This window comes from Synechococcus sp. MU1625 (assembly GCF_020514205.1).
In the GTDB taxonomy this organism is placed as follows: domain Bacteria; phylum Cyanobacteriota; class Cyanobacteriia; order PCC-6307; family Cyanobiaceae; genus Parasynechococcus.
In genome coordinates this window covers 1-17,585 of sequence record NZ_VTLA01000003.1, presented here as the reverse complement: position 1 = coordinate 17,585, position 17,585 = coordinate 1, and the positions used below count along the sequence as shown (strand labels likewise).

General features: G+C 60.8%; 20 protein-coding genes. 9 read left to right on the top strand and 11 right to left on the bottom strand.

The window, feature by feature from the left end; translation table 11 throughout:
* Window positions 1-69: 69 nt before the first annotated feature.
* The 4 genes from egtB to FZX13_RS07250 are packed head-to-tail and all read left to right on the top strand — an operon-like array spanning window position 70 to window position 2,898.
* Window positions 70-1,218 (top strand): ergothioneine biosynthesis protein EgtB, encoded by a 1,149-nt coding sequence (gene egtB, locus FZX13_RS07265; RefSeq protein WP_226408874.1) that lies wholly within the window; start codon window positions 70-72, stop codon window positions 1,216-1,218.
* Window positions 1,215-2,168 carry an L-histidine N(alpha)-methyltransferase gene (egtD, locus tag FZX13_RS07260; RefSeq protein WP_226408872.1) on the top strand — a complete coding sequence of 318 codons (954 nt, stop codon included), beginning with the start codon at window positions 1,215-1,217 and terminating at the stop codon, window positions 2,166-2,168. Before egtB ends, egtD begins: the two co-directional genes overlap by 4 nt.
* A gap of 20 nt (window positions 2,169-2,188) precedes the next feature.
* Entirely contained in the window at window positions 2,189-2,422 is a 234-nt protein-coding gene (locus FZX13_RS07255) for a hercynine metabolism small protein (protein ID WP_226408870.1), read from the top strand.
* Window positions 2,419-2,898, top strand: a complete 480-nt coding sequence (locus FZX13_RS07250) for a hercynine metabolism protein (protein ID WP_226408868.1) — start codon at window positions 2,419-2,421, stop codon at window positions 2,896-2,898. The genes FZX13_RS07255 and FZX13_RS07250 overlap by 4 nt, the downstream gene beginning before the upstream one ends.
* Before the next feature lies 1 nt (window position 2,899).
* Here FZX13_RS07250 and FZX13_RS07245 read toward each other — a convergent pair whose 3' ends face one another.
* The 7 genes from FZX13_RS07245 to FZX13_RS07215 form a co-directional block, all read right to left on the bottom strand.
* Window positions 2,900-3,163, bottom strand: coding sequence for a hypothetical protein (locus FZX13_RS07245; RefSeq protein WP_006851112.1), 264 nt, complete (start codon window positions 3,161-3,163; stop codon window positions 2,900-2,902).
* Window positions 3,164-3,190: 27 nt separating this feature from the next.
* Entirely contained in the window at window positions 3,191-4,699 is a 1,509-nt protein-coding gene (gene lysS, locus FZX13_RS07240; protein ID WP_226408866.1) for a lysine--tRNA ligase, read from the bottom strand.
* 44 nt (window positions 4,700-4,743) lie between these two features.
* Entirely contained in the window at window positions 4,744-5,505 is a 762-nt protein-coding gene (rpaB, locus tag FZX13_RS07235; protein WP_166015797.1) for a response regulator transcription factor RpaB, read from the bottom strand.
* A gap of 92 nt (window positions 5,506-5,597) precedes the next feature.
* Entirely contained in the window at window positions 5,598-6,905 is a 1,308-nt protein-coding gene (locus FZX13_RS07230; RefSeq protein ID WP_226408864.1) for a sugar ABC transporter substrate-binding protein, read from the bottom strand.
* Complete coding sequence (locus tag FZX13_RS07225) at window positions 6,902-7,411, bottom strand: rod shape-determining protein MreD (RefSeq protein WP_115024842.1); 510 nt, start codon at window positions 7,409-7,411, stop codon at window positions 6,902-6,904. Before FZX13_RS07225 ends, FZX13_RS07230 begins: the two co-directional genes overlap by 4 nt.
* A 14-nt stretch (window positions 7,412-7,425) precedes the next feature.
* Window positions 7,426-8,172, bottom strand: a complete 747-nt coding sequence (mreC, locus tag FZX13_RS07220; RefSeq protein ID WP_226408862.1) for a rod shape-determining protein MreC — start codon at window positions 8,170-8,172, stop codon at window positions 7,426-7,428.
* Window positions 8,173-8,176: 4 nt separating this feature from the next.
* A complete protein-coding gene (locus FZX13_RS07215) occupies window positions 8,177-9,229 on the bottom strand; it encodes a rod shape-determining protein (protein WP_115024844.1) in 1,053 nt (350 codons plus the stop codon).
* Between the two features lie 142 nt (window positions 9,230-9,371).
* On the opposite strand from FZX13_RS07215, the gene FZX13_RS07210 reads away from it, so the two are divergent.
* Window positions 9,372-9,749, top strand: a complete 378-nt coding sequence (locus FZX13_RS07210) for a single-stranded DNA-binding protein (RefSeq protein WP_115024845.1) — start codon at window positions 9,372-9,374, stop codon at window positions 9,747-9,749.
* 30 nt (window positions 9,750-9,779) lie between these two features.
* Here FZX13_RS07210 and FZX13_RS07205 read toward each other — a convergent pair whose 3' ends face one another.
* Window positions 9,780-10,439: a DedA family protein gene (locus FZX13_RS07205; RefSeq protein ID WP_226408860.1), complete on the bottom strand. Its 660-nt coding sequence runs from the start codon at window positions 10,437-10,439 to the stop codon at window positions 9,780-9,782.
* A gap of 164 nt (window positions 10,440-10,603) precedes the next feature.
* Between FZX13_RS07205 and FZX13_RS07200 the strand changes: the two genes are divergently transcribed.
* Entirely contained in the window at window positions 10,604-11,446 is an 843-nt protein-coding gene (locus FZX13_RS07200) for a hypothetical protein (protein WP_226408858.1), read from the top strand.
* Between the two features lie 218 nt (window positions 11,447-11,664).
* Here the strand turns inward: FZX13_RS07200 and ahcY are convergent, their stop codons facing one another.
* Window positions 11,665-13,095, bottom strand: a complete 1,431-nt coding sequence (gene ahcY, locus FZX13_RS07195) for an adenosylhomocysteinase (protein WP_226408856.1) — start codon at window positions 13,093-13,095, stop codon at window positions 11,665-11,667.
* A gap of 7 nt (window positions 13,096-13,102) precedes the next feature.
* On the opposite strand from ahcY, the gene tsaE reads away from it, so the two are divergent.
* Window positions 13,103-13,618 carry a tRNA (adenosine(37)-N6)-threonylcarbamoyltransferase complex ATPase subunit type 1 TsaE gene (gene tsaE, locus FZX13_RS07190; protein ID WP_226409116.1) on the top strand — a complete coding sequence of 172 codons (516 nt, stop codon included), beginning with the start codon at window positions 13,103-13,105 and terminating at the stop codon, window positions 13,616-13,618.
* Here tsaE and FZX13_RS07185 read toward each other — a convergent pair.
* Both FZX13_RS07185 and mutT read right to left on the bottom strand, forming a co-directional pair.
* Window positions 13,585-14,541, bottom strand: a complete 957-nt coding sequence (locus FZX13_RS07185) for a carbohydrate kinase (RefSeq protein ID WP_226408854.1) — start codon at window positions 14,539-14,541, stop codon at window positions 13,585-13,587. The genes tsaE and FZX13_RS07185 overlap by 34 nt on opposite strands.
* Window positions 14,542-14,562: 21 nt before the next feature.
* Window positions 14,563-15,690, bottom strand: coding sequence for an 8-oxo-dGTP diphosphatase MutT (gene mutT / locus FZX13_RS07180; protein WP_226409115.1), 1,128 nt, complete (start codon window positions 15,688-15,690; stop codon window positions 14,563-14,565).
* A gap of 82 nt (window positions 15,691-15,772) precedes the next feature.
* Here mutT and FZX13_RS07175 point away from each other — a divergent pair, with 82 nt between their 5' ends.
* Window positions 15,773-16,912, top strand: a complete 1,140-nt coding sequence (locus FZX13_RS07175; RefSeq protein ID WP_226408852.1) for an efflux RND transporter periplasmic adaptor subunit — start codon at window positions 15,773-15,775, stop codon at window positions 16,910-16,912.
* A gap of 4 nt (window positions 16,913-16,916) precedes the next feature.
* The coding region (locus FZX13_RS07170) for an efflux RND transporter permease subunit (protein ID WP_226408850.1) at window positions 16,917-17,585 on the top strand (669 nt) is incomplete at its 3' end.

Here is a 17,585-nt window from a genome sequence, read left to right as displayed (position 1 = left end):
AAATCAATGGGCTGATGGTACCGATGGTCTGCAGCAGCCCCTAGGGTCCGCAGAAGATTGGCCGGACCCGTGCTGCTGGACACTCTGCTGGCGGTGCGGCGCCGCAGCGAAGCACTGATCGCACCCCTGGAACCGGAAGACCTGATGATCCAAGGGATGGCGGATGCCAGCCCACCCAAATGGCATCTGGGCCACACCACCTGGTTCTTCGACACCTTTGTGCTTCAGCCCCACGCACCTGGGCACAAGGCCTGCGACGCGCTCTGGAGCTATCAATTCAACTCCTATTACGAGGCCGTTGGAGACCGCCATCCCCGACCACAACGAGGCTTGCTCAGCCGCCCGGCCATCGGCGCGGTGCTGGCCTGGCGCCAACGGGTGGATGCCGGGCTGGAAGAGCTGCTGCAGAAGCCACCCGAAGACTTAATAGCCCTGGTGGAGCTTGGGCTGCACCACGAACAACAGCACCAGGAACTGCTGCTGATGGACCTATTGGATGGCTTCCACCGCCAGCCTCTGGAACCCACCTACAACCCAGACGCCGAGCTGACCCTGCAGATGGAGCCAGACCAATGGCTCCCCTGTCCTGGCGGCCTGGTGGAGATCGGCCACCAGGGCTACGGCTTTCACTTCGACAACGAGACACCGCGGCACCGGGTGTGGCTGGAGCCGTTTGAGCTGAGCAGCACCCTGGTGAGCAACGGCGCTTACGCCGCCTTCATCGCTGACGGGGGCTATCAGCGCGCCGAACTGTGGATGAGTGAAGGATGGGCCTTGATCCAACAGCACCAGTGGCAGGCTCCGCGCTACTGGGGCGGAGACAACGACGAGTTCACCCTGGCGGGCCGCCGCCGCCGTGAACCCCAGGCACCCGTGCGGCATCTGAGCTGGTTCGAAGCGGATGCCTATGCCCGCTGGAGCGGTACTCGTCTCCCCACAGAAGCGGAATGGGAGCACGCTTATGGCGTACACGGCAGCGCCATGGAGCAGGCCCACCGGGTGCTGTGGCAGTGGACCTCCAGTGCCTACAGCCCATATCCCGGCTTCCTCCCGGTAGAGGGGGCCATCGGCGAATACAACGGCAAATTCATGAGTTCACAAATGGTGTTGCGGGGCAGCAGCTGGCTCACCCCTCCAGGCCACGAGCGCGACACTTACCGCAATTTCTTCCAGCCGGCGAGCCGCTGGATGGCCGCGGGCATCCGTTTAGCCCGATGAACATCACCCTGCTCAACCTTCACCCACCCCCGGCGGATCTGGCGCGCCTGGTCGACGAGGGTCTGCGGCGCAGCCCCCGCCAGTTACCAGCCTGGATGCTCTACGACGCCGAGGGATCACGGCTGTTCGCCGAGATCTGCCGGCAGCCGGAATACACCCTCACCCAACGGGAAATCACCCTGTTGGAGGACCATGCACCCGCTATCGCCGCCGCAACGGGACCCGGGCTGGTGGTGGAGTTCGGCATCGGCAACGCTCGCAAAGTGGATCCGCTGCTCACGGCCCTCGGCAGCAGCGTCTTCGCCGCCTTGGACATCAGCCTCAGCGCCCTGGAGGAGGCCCTTTCCGGTCTCGCCGCCCGGCACCCGAAGACCGCCATGGTGGGCATCTGCTGTGATCACACCCGCCTTCAACAGCTGCCGCCGCACCCCGCCCTAGAGAAACAACGGCGCATCGGCTTCTTCCCTGGCAGCTCCCTAGGCAACTTCACCCCGGAGGACGCCGTGCACTTCCTCCGCAATGCCCGGCAGCTGCTGGCTGGAGGCCCGCTGCTGCTGGGGTTGGATCAACCGCGAGAGCCAGCACTGATGGAAGCGGCCTACGACGATGCAGCCGGCGTGTCCGCCAGCTTCGCCCGCAATCTGCTGCAGCGACTCAATCGCGACCTCCAGGGCGATGCCGATCCCGCGCAGTTCCGCTACCAGGCCAGCTGGCAACCGCAGCAGCAGCGGATCGAAATGGCCCTGATCAGTAGGCGGGATCAGACCGTGCACCTGGCCGGCAACGCCTGGTTCTTCCGCAACGGCGAGGCCTGGATCACAGAACACAGCGTCAAGTATTCGCCGATGGCCGCAGCAGCCCTTGTGGCACGAGCTGGCTGGCGGATTGAGCGCCGCTGGGAGGATCTACACCAGCAGATCGCTCTGCATCTGCTTTTGCCGGCAGACTGAGCTCAAGAGCTCACGGCGGCATGAAAACAGACGAACGGCGTCAGGCGATCAAGCAGCAGCGCGAGCGGCTGATCAAGGAGCTGGAGGCGGTGTACTTGGCGGCCTTTGATCGCCTGGGGGAAATGGAAGGTGAAGTCGGCGAGGTCAAAGCGGCTCAACTCACCATGATGATTCTCAACTCCAAAACAGCCGCAATCGAGCCCCTGGAAAAAGAGATCGAAAAACCGGTGATCACCACCCCCGGCGAAGCATGAACAGCTGGCTGGAGCAGTTGGAGCGGGAGCTGGACGCAAGACTCTCCGCTTTTCTTCGCAACAACCCCGTCCAAGACAACCTGTTCAGCGAACAGCATCTGAGGGATCGAGCCGGAGCCCTGCAACGGCAACGTCAGCAACTGCAAAGCGAAGCGAAGCAGCAACGCCAGCAGCTGCTCCGGCTTGCCGACGACGTGCGGGGTTGGCGCAGCCGGGTTGACCGCGCCAAGGCAGCTGGAGCAGACGATCTAGCCAAGCGGGCCGAACAGCACCTCAGCAGCCTGATGAACCAGGGACGAGCCCTCTGGGCCGACCTGGAAGACCTGGGACGCCGCTTCAATGAGGTTGAACGGCAGCTGGATGAGCTTGTCCAGCAACGGCAAACGCCCAGCCCCTCAAGATTGGAGAAGGACTGGGCGTTGTTTGAAGCGGAGCAGGAGTTGGAACAGCTGCGCCGCGACGCTGGACTGACTTAACTCAGGCCTTGGGGGCGGGAGGCTCAAGGCTGACACCCTCGGGCGGAGGTGTGGGGTCGGGATCGGCGATCAACATGTGCTGAAGCACGATCTCCGGGCGTTCACTGTCGCGCCAGCGGATGCGATAGGCGGGCATCTTGGTGCCGCGGCTGGTGGTCTGCTCGACCGGCTCCATCACCCATCCCCTGCGGGAACGGCCCTGGGGATTCCGCTTGACCACTGCATCAGCGTGCTTGAAGCGAAACCCGACGCGTTCTCCACTCATGAGGATTGGACTATGCCACTCCCTTCATTATTCCACTGAGGGTGTGTCCTGCTTGCGAACCTCCGGTTTCAAAAGTGGGAACGCGATCACATCGCGGATCGATGGACTGTCTGTAAGGAGCATCACCAGTCGGTCAATACCGATGCCCAAACCTCCCGTGGGGGGCATGCCCACCTCCAGGGCCGTAACGAAATCCTCGTCCAGGCCCTGGGCTTCAAGGTCGCCAGCCGCCTTGCGCTCCTGCTGGGCCTCCAGTCGCTGACGTTGATCCACAGGATCCGTGAGTTCACTAAAGGCATTGGCGTGCTCGCGCCCGACGATGAACAACTCGAAGCGTTCCACCAGTCCGGGCTTGCTGCGATGGGGCCGGGCCAGGGGCGAAATCTCCACTGGGTAATCGGTCACGAAGGTCGGCTGAATCAGGGTCGTCTCCACCGCTTGCTCGAAGGCCTCGTTGAGCAGACGGCCCACCGAATCGGCCAGTTCAGGCGCATGCAAGCCCTGAGCAGTCATCGCCGCGGCCGCAGCCTCCCGACTTCTGAAACTCGTGAAATCAAGCCCCGTCGCCTCCTGCACGAGGTCGTGCATCGTGGCTCTGCGCCACGGAGGCGCGAGATCGATCTCGGTGCCCTGATACGTGATGGTGGTTGTCCCGCAGACCTCCTGACACACCGCGCTGACCATCTGCTCGGTGAGCTCCATCATCCCGATGTAATCGCTGTAGGCCTGATAGACCTCCACCGAGGTGAACTCGGGGTTGTGGCGGGTGCTGACCCCCTCATTGCGGAAGATCCGACCCAGCTCGTACACCCGCTCAAAGCCGCCCACCACCAAGCGCTTCAGGTGCAACTCCGTCGCAATCCTCAGGGTGAGGGGGAGGTCGAGGGCGTTGTGATGGGTCTCGAACGGCCGTGCGTCGGCACCACCGGGCTCGCTCTGCAAGACGGGGGTCTCGATCTCAAGAAAATCCCGCTGATCGAGCCAACGACGGATGCCACTCACCAGACGGGCCCTGCGCCGGAAGGTCTCACGGCTGTCAGGGGAGACGACCAGGTCGAGGTAGCGCTGGCGGTAGCGCTTCTCCACATCGGCCAGACCATGCCACTTATCCGGCAGCGGTTGCAGCGCCTTCGTGAGCATGCTCCAGTCGCTCACTTTCACCGACAGTTCTCCGCGGTCGGTCCGACGGAGGGTGCCAGTCACCCCCAGCCAGTCACCACTGTCCACCAGAGAGGTGATTTGTTTGAACCAACCCTCCTGCTGTGCCTCAAGACCCGCCTTCTCCAAAAACAACTGGATGGATCCCGTCTCATCGGCAAGGGTGAAAAAGGCCAGTTTTCCCATCACCCGGCGCGTCAGCACCCGTCCTGCCACGGAAACACTGACGTCCCGTTCTTCGCCCTTAGGCAGATCGGCATGGGTCTCCTGCAGCTCAGCCATGCGGTGGCTGGGGTTGAAGGTCAGGGCATAGGGCCCTTGCCCCAGCTCCTTTAATGCCCTCGCCTTTTCCAGACGGGTATCGCGCAGCTCAGACACAGCAGCAGATCAGTCGGGCGCCATCCTGCCCGGCCGCGGGTTGGTCAAACCGCTGCGGAGGCCTCGCCCATCCGCTGGGAGGCGTAACCGATGCCACGGACCGTGAGAATTAGCTCCGGATTACGGGGGTCAGGCTCCAGTTTTCCTCGCAGGCGAGCGACGTAAACATCAACCACCCGAAGGTCAGCAGCGCGACGTGGGGGATAGCCCCAAAGTTGTTCGAGGATCTCCGCCCGAGGAACCACATGGCCTGGATCACGGAACAACAACTCAAGCAGGCTGAACTCTGTGTATGTGAGGTTGATGCGCTCCGAACCACGGGTGACTTGACGTCGATTGGTGTCGACGACCAGATCGCCGAGACGAAGTACACCTTGCCCTGTGGGTAATTCGCGGCTTTCAACGACAGCGTTGCCCCGGCCCACACGGCGCAAAATTGTAGAAATACGCGCTTCTAATTCCTTAGGACTGAAGGGTTTGGGCAAATAATCATCGGCGCCTAAATCAAGACCAGCGACCCTCTCTGAGATCGCCTCAACAGCCGAAAGGAAGATGATCGGCACGCACGATTCAGCCCGAAGGCGACGACACACTGCAAAGCCATCCAGCTTGGGCAGCATCACATCGAGCACCACCAAGTCAGGAGACTCGTTGTGGAACATTTCCAGAGCCTGCTCACCGTCCTCGGCGCAGATGACGCGGTACCCAGACAACTGAAGGCGCATGACCAAAACGCGCCGAACAGCTGCCTCGTCATCGACGACGAGAATGGTCGCTTTCGGTTGTGAGGGCAGGTTGCCCGTCATCCGAATCAAACCCTTAACGAGCCGCAACCATACCTGTCAGGAGATGGAGATCGACGCAAACGCCCTGTCGCACAGGTGGTTTACTGATTCTCTTAAGAATTGGGGCCAGCCTCTGGCCAGCGTGAACGGGCGTAACTGTTCCATTCCGACGCGGCATCTGTTAGCGCCTGATCAGGGCTGACCTGGGCCAACATCGCCCGCTGCATCTGGGTGTAGATGATCTTCTGCAGGCGCTTGATGCCCGGCAACGCCGGCACTAACACACGGGCTCGATCCAGGGTGCTTGCAGATAACAGTCGGGCCTGTCGAATCTGACGTTCCAAAGCTGAAGCCGGCACCTCCTGCTCCAACTCCGCACGCACCAGGGCCAAAGCATCAAGCGACGACGGCAACACCCGGGCCTCGGCCGCAAAGCGCGCCTGTTGATCTGCATTGGTCAGAAACAACGCCAAGTCCACGGCGTCCTGAGCACGCTGGCTCTGACGCGGGACAGCCAACGTCATCAAGGCCACATTGGCGGTGCCATCAACACCGGTCACCGGGGGATGGGGTTCCGTCACCGCCGCCACCCGTGGGGCGTTGGTCTGGATGCTGCGCAAAAACTCCGCCCCCGTGGCCGCAAGCGCCAGATCGCCGCTCTGGAACAACTCGATCGCCCGACGCTGGCCTTGACTCACCACCTCCCGCGGCAACAGCCCCTCCTTATAAAGATCACTCCAGAAGCGGAAGGCCCGGCGACCCGCTGGGCTGTCAAAGGCGGCCCGGCGTTTGGAATCGAGCAGAGTCACCCCCATCTGCACAAGGGTTTCCAGGAGCTCCGCCGAGTCATCCGGAACGGTGGTGAGGAACAGGCCGTAACGGCCCGTGCGCTGCCGGATGCGACGCGCAAAAGCCGGCACCTGATCCCAGCGGGTCGGCGGTGCAGCGATCCCGGCTTGATCCAACAACGCACGGTTCACCAGACTCAACCGAACGGTCAGGTACCAAGGCACCGCGATCTGCCCGGCATCGGGATCGCTGCAGGCCTCCCATACCGCCGGCAGATAACGGCCAGCAGCGTCAGCCGGCAGAAGGGGGGTCAAGTCCGCCAGCCCCCCCTTGCTGGCCAGATTGGCCGCGAACGGCGGATTGAGGTTCACCACATCCGGGGCCGTTCGTGCAAACACCGCCGCCAGCAACTTGCGTTCCACCGACCCCCACGGCAGATCGGTCCAACGCACAGGAGCGTCGGGATGAAGACGGGTCCATGCCCCGAGAACATCCGCAAAGTAGGGATTGAACTTCGGTGCCAACTGCAGGGTCCACAACTCCAAGTCCCTTGCCTGCGGCTTGCGTCGCCCACAGGCCGAGAGCCCTAGGGCCGCCGCCCCCAGCAGTAAATCCCGACGCGTCAGCCTCATGAGGGAACCCTCCTGCGCCAGAGCAGCAACTGCAACGACACCAACACTGGCGCCAGTAAACCCGTTACCAAGGCCTGACACCACAAGGTCTGCAAACCCCAGCTCTGGGTGAGGGGATCCAAGACTCCGCCCTGACGCAGCCAGAGCTGCAGGATCAACGACAGACCGAGACCCACCGAACCGAGCCAGGCCAACAACCCCAGATTCAGGCTGCGTTGAATCGGTGCCGCACGCCGCCCCAGACGTCCCCACCACCAGCCCAACAGCAGCAGAGCCGGCACCTGACTCAAACCGCCGAGGTTGAGACCATCCAGCACCAGCCCCAGAGCCACACCAGCCAACGCCCCCGATACAGGACCGTCCACGAGAGCCCAAGGCAACAGCCAAAGCACAGCCCAGGCGGGACCAACACCATCGATGGCCAACCAGGCCGGCGATGCCAAGGCCAGCAACGGCACCAGCAGAGCCGAAGCCACACAGATCGGTTGGCGGTGCAGACGACTCATCTCAACAGCTCATCTCAACGGGTCTGCACCTGCACCCAGTCGATCGCCTCCGGTGCTGCGATCAACTGAACAACCGCTGTGGGTGCGGGAACAGCCTGCTCATCCACCGACTGAATCACCCCCACAGGCACATTGGGGGGCAACAGGGTGCTGGCTGGCGAGGTAGCCACCAGATCCCCAGGCCGCACATCCGGGTCCTTGTCGATGAAGCGCAGCGACAGGCGGCTGCTGCCGCGACCCACCAGCAGCCCATGGCGACGGCTGCGGGGCAGCCAGACACCGATCTCGTGGCCTGGCGCGGTGAGCAACTTCACCCGCGCCGTAGCGGGGGTGACGCTGGCGATGCGTCCCACCAAGCCGCCAGGCCCCAGAACAGCGTCGCCCTGGCCCAGGCCCTGGAGCGAACCTTTGCCCAGCTCCAGTTGCTGCCACCATCCCCGCGGCGAACGGGAGATGACGGCGGCAGGCACCTCTCCCTCTGCCGCTCCCTGTTGCTGAAGCTCCAGCAGACCCCGCAAGCGACGGTTGTCGTCTTCTAAAAGCTGCAGGCGGGAGCGGTCCTCCAGATCCACAGCAGCCGTGACCCATTCCCGCTGGGCAGACCCAGGCCAAAAGGGACGGCTAACCAAGGCATAGGCGTCGCTGAAACCAGCGCCCTTGCTCAGACGCACCAGCAACAAGGCCACCACCAGGAGAAACCAGGGGGTGAGTTGCCCCAATCCACGCCAGCGGCTCTTGCCGGGACGGAGCGTTGGGGCCATAGCTTCAGGCGCCTGCGGCGGAGCGGACGAATTCCGGGGTATCGACCACCCGCTGAAGGCGCTTCCAGTCCTCCAGCACCTGGCCGCAACCGTTCACCACACAGAGCAGCGGGTCTTCGGCGATGTGGACAAAGATGCCGGTCTCGTGGCTGATCAGATCGCTGATGCCCCGCACTAACGCGCCGCCTCCGGCAAGCATGATGCCGCGGTCCACGATGTCGGCCGCGAGCTCGGGAGGGGTGCGCTCCAGCGTGCGCTTCACCGCTTCAACGATCACGTTGAGAGGTTCTGCAATCGCTTCACGCAGATCACCAGCCTTGAGGTTGATCGTGCGGGGAAGCCCAGAGAGCAAGTGCAGGCCCCTCACATCCATGGACTGCTGATCGAATTCATCGTCGGGGAAAGCAGAGCCGATGCGGATCTTGATGTCCTCGGCCGTGCGTTCACCCACCACCATGTTGTGCACCTTTTTCAGATAGACGCCGATCGCGTCGCTGATCTCGTCGCCCGCGACGCGCACAGATTCACTCAACACTGTTCCGCCAAGGCTCAACACCGCCACCTCGGTGGTGCCGCCCCCGATGTCGACGATCATCGTGCCGACAGGCTCGGTGACCGGAAGGCCCGCGCCAATCGCCGCCGCCACTGGCTCGTCAATCAAGTGCACCTCGCGGGCACCAGCCATCCCGGCTTCCCGCACGGCACGACGCTCAACGCCTGTCACTCCACTGGGAATGCCCACCACCAGACGGGGGGCCAAGATGCCGCGCCCCTCGTTGCCTTTGGTGATGAAGGTTTTGAGCATCTGCTCAGCGGCATCGAAATCCGCAATCACCCCGTCGCGCAGCGGACGGACTGCCCGGATGTTTCCGGGGGTACGCCCAAGCATCAATTTGGCTTCATCGCCCACCGCCAGGGTGGCGCCACGCTCCAGGTCTAGAGCCACCACGGAAGGCTCCTGCAGCACAATGCCGCGACCAGAGACATAGATAAGAGTGTTGGCCGTGCCGAGGTCGATGCCGATGTCACGCGACAGCTGGAAACGACGAAAGAACACAGACACCGCAGTCAAGACCGCCGGATCATAGGGGCGTTCTTCACAGTTGCCTGTTACACCCGGCGGCCTTGGTGGAACTCCTTAAAAGCAGTCACCCAACCGGTGCCGCATCATGAATCCAAATTCAGGAGATTATTTGTCTATGGGCGTCAATTCCGTCACTCTCGTCGGCCGTGCCGGCCGCGATCCCGAAGTGCGCTACTTCGAATCCGGAAGCATGGTGGCCAACCTCACCATGGCGGTGAACCGTCGCAGCCGCGACGACGAACCCGACTGGTTCAACCTTGAGATCTGGGGCAAGCAGGCCCAGGTCGCCGCGGATTACGTGAAGAAGGGATCCCTACTCGGCATCATCGGCAGCTTCAAGCTGGATCGCTGGACCGACCGTGCCAGCGGGGAAGAGCGCAGCAAGCCGGTGGTTCGCGTGGATCGGCTGGAACTGCTGGGCTCCAAACGCGACAACCAGGAAGCAAGCGGCAGCTTTGCTGGCCAGGCCTCCGATGAGGACATTCCCTTCTGAGCCTTCTGAGGAAGGGCCCAGCGCCGGTGCTCAGTCAGGCGACTGACGCCGGCGCCAGATGCGCAGTCCCAACCAGATCGAGCCCGCCAAAACAGCCACCACCAGCAGCACCTTCACCGCCTTGGACACCGGGTCAATCCACAGCTCGACGTTGCTGTAGCCCTCTCCCAACACAATCCCGGCCACGGTGAGCAGGGCCGTCCAGATCAAACTGCCGGCCGTGGTCCAGAGCAGGAACGGCGCCATCGGCATCATTTCAATTCCCGCTGGCACCGAGATCAGTGTGCGAATCCCCGGCACAAGACGTCCCCAGAACACCAGGGCTGTGCCGTAACGGCTGAACCAGCGGCGGCTGCGGGCGAGCTCATCAGCGCTAATACCAATCCAGCGTCCGTGGCGCTGCAACCAGGCTTCGATGCGTTCCTCGTTGATCAAGCGTCCGATCCCATACCAGGGCAGGGCACCGAGAACCGTGCCCAACAAACCGGCCAGCACCACCGGCACCAGATCCAGCTGACCCTGCTGCACATAAAAGCCCCCGAGGGGCATGATCAGTTCGGACGGAATCGGCGGGAACAGATTCTCGAGAAACATCGCCGCGAAAATCGCGATGTAACCCAGCCACTGATTCGCCTCCACCGCCTGGCCGATCAACTCCGGCAGTTGTGTAATCAAATCAGAAAGCCCCATGAATACTGCGCTTGATGGCATAAGTCTTCCATGAAGCATGCACAAATTGTTCAACCGAGCTATATCGCTTGGACTAGCGACCCACATCAAGCATACAAAAACTTGACAATTCAGAGCCGTGCAAGCTATGAGATAGACTTTATAAATTTTAAACAGGAACAGCTGTGAAATATATTTTTTTGATAAGCCCGAACAATTCTGGAACGACAATAGCGAGCCAATTCATAACTTCAAAATTAGAAAAATGCTATCTACCACCAAAAGGCAATCATGAAGGATTGAAATTTAAAAAGATCTGGAGAACAGTCAACAAAGCAAAAAAATGGAATCCAGATGTGCCCATCAACTATGAACTCGCAAAAGAGATTTGGGAGAAACGTGCATTGAAAAGCCAATGCACCAGCTTTTTTGAGGCGAGTCCACCAAATCTATGCCATTTAGAGCAAATTATAAGGGAATTCAATAATTGCACAATTATTTTCTGGATATCCAATCCATACTTATATATAGGCTCATGCGTGAATCGATATGGCAAAAAAGAATTTCATAATGCAGTAAGCAATGCAACCAATAGGTGGATCAAAAGAGCAACAATTCAAAGGCAAAATCATTTCATTTTACCAAAAGCCTCCCAACTCAATTACGAAGATTTCTGCAAAGAACCAGATGAATATCTGAAAAAGAAGATAGGAAGCATATTAGAACTGCAAGAACGTCCTGGCCGCATAACAGGCAAAAAGACAACCAAAATACCCACCGTCATGAATATGACACCAAAATCTTTAGCTTTTCTAGGCAAATCCGGGCTATCCATTATCAATCAAAAACTCCAGGAAAATGAAGAAATCATCGATTATTTCAATTACCAAATAGTTAGCTCAAGCGAAGCCAACTCAATTCTTGAATCCAATCGATATCAAGCAGAAGCAGGAGCCCAAGACAGATTAGAATATGAAGAAAATGCTATGAAAAGGAATGCAAAAAATCTAATAAATTCAGTTCATTAGATACTTAAATCATCAAACATCTTGAACTCAACTCTCTCGAATTGGGGGACTATACTGTCCACAAACACCTATAAAAAGGCTGAACAGTAGTAAATTATCCAACATACTGATAAAAAGAAAATACAATTAGCCACACATCAAACAGTACCCGATCAATGAAACCATTTGCAAAAGCAGGCTAATACCAGCCCAGCCTGCTTTTTACTTAAACAAGAAAATCAATAGCGGTAGTGGTCGGGCTTGTAAGGGCCTTCCACAGGCACATTGATGTAATCAGCCTGATCCTTGCTGAGCTCGGTGAGCTTGGCGCCGATGCGGCCGAGGTGAAGACGGGCCACCATCTCATCGAGGTGCTTGGGCAGCACATACACCTCTTTGCCGTACTCGTTGCCCTTGGTGAACAGTTCGATCTGAGCCAGCACCTGGTTGGTGAACGAGTTGCTCATCACGAAGCTGGGGTGACCAGTGGCGCAACCCAGGTTCACCAAGCGGCCTTCAGCCAAGAGAATGATCTTGTTACCACTGGGCAAGGTGATGTGGTCGACCTGCGGCTTGATGTTCTCCCACTCGTACGCCTTGAGGGAAGCGACATCGATCTCATTGTCGAAGTGACCGATGTTGCAGACGATGGCCTCGTCCTTCATCTTCACCAGGTGCTCGTTGCGGATCACCTGGTAGTTGCCGGTGGCGGTGACGAAGATATCCATCTCATCGACAACGTCTTCCAGACGGACAACGCGGTAGCCCTCCATAGCGGCCTGCAGGGCGCAGATCGGATCCACTTCCGCAATGCAGACGGTGGCACCAAGGCCACGCAGGGACTGGGCCGAACCCTTGCCCACATCTCCGTAGCCAACCACCAGGGCCTGCTTGCCCGCCACCATCACGTCGGTGGCACGCTTGATGCTGTCCACCAGCGACTCGCGGCAGCCGTAGAGGTTGTCGAACTTGCTCTTGGTGACCGAGTCGTTGACGTTGATGGCGGGGAAAGGAAGTTCACCGCTTTTCTGCATCTTGTAAAGACGCGCCACACCCGTGGTGGTCTCCTCGGTCACACCCTGGATTTGGGCCTTGGTGCGGGAATAGAAGCTGGAATCCTGCGCCAGCTTCTTTTTGATGGAAGCGAACAGGAAGGTCTCCTCTTCGTTGCCGGGATTGTCCAGAACAGTGATGTCCTGCTCTGCCTTGCTGCCCAACATCACCAGACCGGTGGCATCGCCGCCGTCGTCCAAGATCATGTTGGGAGAACGGCCGTCACCCCAATCGAGGATGCGGTGGGTGTAGTCCCAGTACTCCTCAAGGGTCTCGCCTTTAACGGCGAAGACAGGAATTCCGCTAGCAGCGATGGCCGCAGCAGCGTGATCCTGCGTGGAGAAAATGTTGCAGGAGGCCCAGCGCACCTCAGCCCCGAGCTCCACCAGGGTTTCGATCAGAACGGCGGTCTGAATCGTCATGTGCAGGGAGCCGGCGATGCGGGCACCCTTGAGAGGCTTCTCGCTGCCGTACTTCTGCCGCAACGCCATCAGACCAGGCATCTCGGTCTCGGCGATGTCGAGTTCCTTGCGGCCAAAATCGGCTTGATTGATGTCGGCGATGACGCAATCAACGCCGAGCTTCAGCTCAGCCGGGGACGTGGGCGCTGCCACCATGGTTCTAATGCTCCCTAAAGCAAACGTGGAGTTGAATCTCTGCAGAGACGCCGAGGCTTCGGGCTCGCTTGAATCGGACTCTACAGGGCATGTCTGGGTCCTTGAGACCCTTGAGACGACCCGGGCCCTGGGCCGAACCCTTGCTCGCGAGCTTCCAAGCGGCGCGATCCTGCTGCTGAGCGGCCCTCTGGGGGCGGGCAAAACATCACTCGTGCAGGGTCTGGCCGAGGGCCTGGCGATCACCGAACCGATTACCAGCCCCACCTTTGCCTTGGCGCAGCATTACCCCCAGGGAACCCCGCAACTGGTGCACCTCGATCTCTATCGCCTGGAGCACCCGGCCTCCGCCGATGAACTGTTTCTGCAAGAGGAAGAGGAAGCCCGCGCGGCCGGAGCGCTGATGGCGGTGGAATGGCCGGAACGGCTGGGGCTCGACCTCCCAGAAGCCTGGTGCTTGGAGCTCAGCCATCGGGAGGATGGGCGACTGGCTCAGCTCACCCTCCCCAGAAAAACCTCCACCTGAGCTTGCGTGGGCTGCGGATCAATACCTCCAGCACCACCACAAACCAACGCGCCACAGGCGGCTGCAAAGCGAATGCGCTCATGGGGCGGAGCAGCCCAGCGGTGCAACAGTCCGGCTGTGAAGGCATCGCCGGCACCAGTGGTATCCACGACGGTGGGGGGCTTGAAGGCTTCCTGCTCACCGGTCTGCGCCGAAAGGCACCAACGCACGGGTGCCGCTCCATCGGTGACCACCACATCCGGCCGCTGGGGCAAGGCCTGCCGGATCGCACCGGGATCGGCGCTGTTGAACAACCAGAGCGCTTCCTCCCGCGCCAACTTGATCAGAGCCGCCTGGTCCAGCAGGGGTTGCATCGTCGCCTGTGCCGCTGCAGACGGTCCGGCCGCAGGATCAGAGGTGGCATCCCAAAACGTGGGGCGCCAATTCACATCGAGGGCAATCGCCGTTCCTTGCCTACGAGCCTGGCGCACGGCTGACAACAAAGCCGAAGCCGACGTTGGTGCTGCCAATGGAAGGGAGCCAATCAGCAACCATCGGGCTGGGGGCAGCGACAACGGCTCCAGAGCCTGATCGGCGAAACCAGCGCCGTCGTCACCTGCAAAGCCCTGAAACTGCCGTTCACCATCCGAGGAACGGCGGACCAGCACGATGCGGCTGGGACGCTCCGCATCCCGCTGCAGCAGCGTGGTCTCCACACCACGCTCGGCAAACAAGCTGACAAACGCCTCACCAATGGCGTCCTGCCCCAATCGACCGGCAAAGGCCACTGGTGTGCCCAAGCGGGCCAAGCCACAGGCCACGTTCGCTGGCGCACCGCCCAGACGATCGTCCACCGGCAAGTCCACCGCCGGATTACCGCCGGGCGGACCGAGCCGATCGATCAGAGCCTCACCAAGACAGACGACAACGGGATCAAGCGCCATCCGACCGGATAAGGACCTTCCCTAAGAATGTGCAGAACTGCCCAACCTGCCAAGCAGCGCCTCAATAATCCGGGCATTGGCGGCCGGAAAGGCGTAACTGCCGAGGTCATTTGGCCGCACCCAACGCACCTGTTGGCTAGCCAGGGGCTGAGGCTCCCCCGTCTGCCAATCGCAGAGATGCACCACGAAGCGCAGCTTCTTATGGCTGTAGGCGTGATCCACCGTGATCAACTCCTCGCCGACCGTCACCGCAATGCCGAGTTCCTCCTTCAGCTCGCGGGCGATGCAGGTTTCAATCGTTTCCCCCACCTCTTGTTTGCCGCCGGGGAACTCCCACATCCCCCCCAGCAGGCCTTCCTCCAACCGCTGGTCGATCAACACCTCTCCTGCCGCGTTGAGCACAACCCCCACACCGATCACCTGAAAGGGAAGAGGCTTGGGGGCGTCGGTCACGGGCCAGCGGCAGGGATCGCCGGAAGCGTAGGCAGCACAGTGCGGTTGCCAGGGACAAGCCCCACAGGACGGCGTCCGCGGCGTGCAGACCGTGGCACCCAGATCCATCAACGCCTGATTGACATCCCGGGGGCGCAACGGATCAAGCAGGGCCTCGCTCCAGCTCCAGAACAGGGCCTGATCCCGGGCGGGCGGCCGCAGATGGGCCGTCAACCGGCCCAGCACCCGTTTGACGTTGCCATCCAGGATCGGCAGCGAGGCATTGAAAGCACTCGAAAGAATGCTGCCGGCGGTGGTGCGACCGACCCCCGGCAACGCCATCCAGCCCTCCAACGTGCGGGGCCAAGGCCGATCCACCAACATTTGGGCCGCCTCATGCAATCGGCGGGCCCGCGAGTAGTACCCAAGCCCCTGCCACTGCAACCGCACATGTTCCAGAGACGCCGTGGCAAGGGCTTCAACCGTGGGAAACGCCAGCATCCAACGCTCCCAATAGGGGAGCGCCACGGCCAACTGGGTCTGCTGCAGCATCACCTCGGCGATCCAGATGCCGTAGGGGTCGAGGTCCTGCTCTGGAGCAGGTCGGCCACCACCTGGCAACAGCTTCCATGGGATACCGTCGCGGCCATGACGGTCCCACCAAGTCAGCAAGGCTGTCGACAGGTCCGCAGCATCGGCCTCAATCAGCGCGCCCATGAGTTCGCGATTCGCGTCAAAACGCCGACATCCATCGCCGACATTCCTACGTTCAGCAGATCCCAGCTGTCCACTGCCCACCATGGCCATGCGATCAGCCACGAAAGCAGCGCTGCTCGTCGTCAGCGGTGTGGTGCTGGGCCTCAGCGGATGCGGGACAAAGCCAACCAAGCAGTTTCTCTCGATCCAGACCAGCCGGATCGAGAACGCGACGTTCTTCCCCGCGATCGAAGCGATCAGCCCGCTGGAATCCACGAGCAATGTGGCGGTCAAGCCTCAAATTGATGGCACCGTGGTGCAGATCCTCGCCACCGCTGGCCAACCCGTCAAAGCGGGCCAGGTGATCCTGGTGCTCGACAACGTTCAACAGAGTGCCGCTCTGGATGCGGCCCGCAGCGAAGCCCGCAAGGACATCCTCAATGCTGAACGCTACGAGTATCTCTACAAGCAAGGTGCCGTCTCAGCGAAGGAGCGGGATCGCTATGCCAACGAAGCGGTGAAGGCTGAGGACGAAGCCCGCTCGGATGCTGCGGAACTGGGCTACAAGTTCGTCCGCGCGCCAATCGACGGTGTGATCGGCGATCTGGATTCGGTGAAGCTCGGCGATTACGTCAAAACCGGGGACACGATCACCGGCATCGTCGACAACTCCACCCTGTGGACGCTGATGGAAATTCCCGCCTCCGAGGCTTCAGCAGTGAAGGTGGGCCAAACGGTGAAGCTGGTCTCCCAGACCACACCAGCGGTGAGTGGTGAAGGCAAGGTCACCTTCGTATCGCCTTACTACGGCATCAGCGGCAGCAACAACGCCCCGAACACCCTGATGGTGAAAGCGGAGTTCCCCAACCTCACCGGACAGCTCAAAACCGGCCAGTTCGTGGCCTCCGAAATCATCACTGGAAACCAATCCAGCCTGGCGGTGCCGGTGCAGGCCGTGATGATGCAGGCCCAGCAACCCTTCGTCTACAAGGTTGTTCCCCTGAACAAGGCACTGCCCAAGATCAAAGCCTCAGCCAATGCCTCGGAGCAAGTGGTGAAAAAGCTGGAACGGCTGCCGGCCGACACTCCGATCGTGGTGCAGACCAAGGTGCAGCTCGGCGATTTGCAGGACAACGCCTACCCCGTGAAGGCCGGCCTGAACGCTGGTGATCAGGTAGCCATCAGCAACACCAGCCGCCTGCGCAGTGGCATGCCGGTGCAGGTGAAGAGCGGAGCCAACTGAAGCGATGTCTTTCTCCGACAACTTCATCAAGAAGCCTGTTCTCACCACGGTCTGCAGCATCCTGATCGTGCTGGTGGGGCTGATTGCGATCCCCACGCTGCCGATCGCCAACCTGCCCAACATCGCCGATCCGCTGATCCAGGTGAGCGCGACATATGCCGGTGCCAACGCCGAGGTCACCGAGCAAGCGGTGACCAACCCGATCGAGCAACAGATCAATGGGGTGCCCGGGGTGGCTTACATCGCCTCCACCAGCGACATGACGGGCTCCAGCTCGATCAACGTCTACTTCGATCAGACGACCGATATCGATATCGACCAGGTGAACGTGCAGAACCGGGTCTCCCTGGCGTCGCCGCAACTGCCGGAGCAGGTCTCGGCCACCGGGGTCTCGGTGAAGCAGAGCAACCCCTCGATTCTGCTGGCCTACGAGATCAGTTCATCGGAGGGCCAGTACGACGCGGCCTACCTCAATGGCCTGGTCTACGAACAGCTCTATTACCCCCTCTCGCGCGTTGAAGGCGTGGCCACGGTGAGCGTGATTGGTGGAGCCAACCCCGCCTTCTGGCTGTTCGTCGATCCCGACAAACTCGCCGCCAACCAGCTCACCGCAGAGGAGGTTCTCAATGCTGTGGGGTCCCAGAACAGCTTGGCGGTGGGGGGGCTGGTGGGA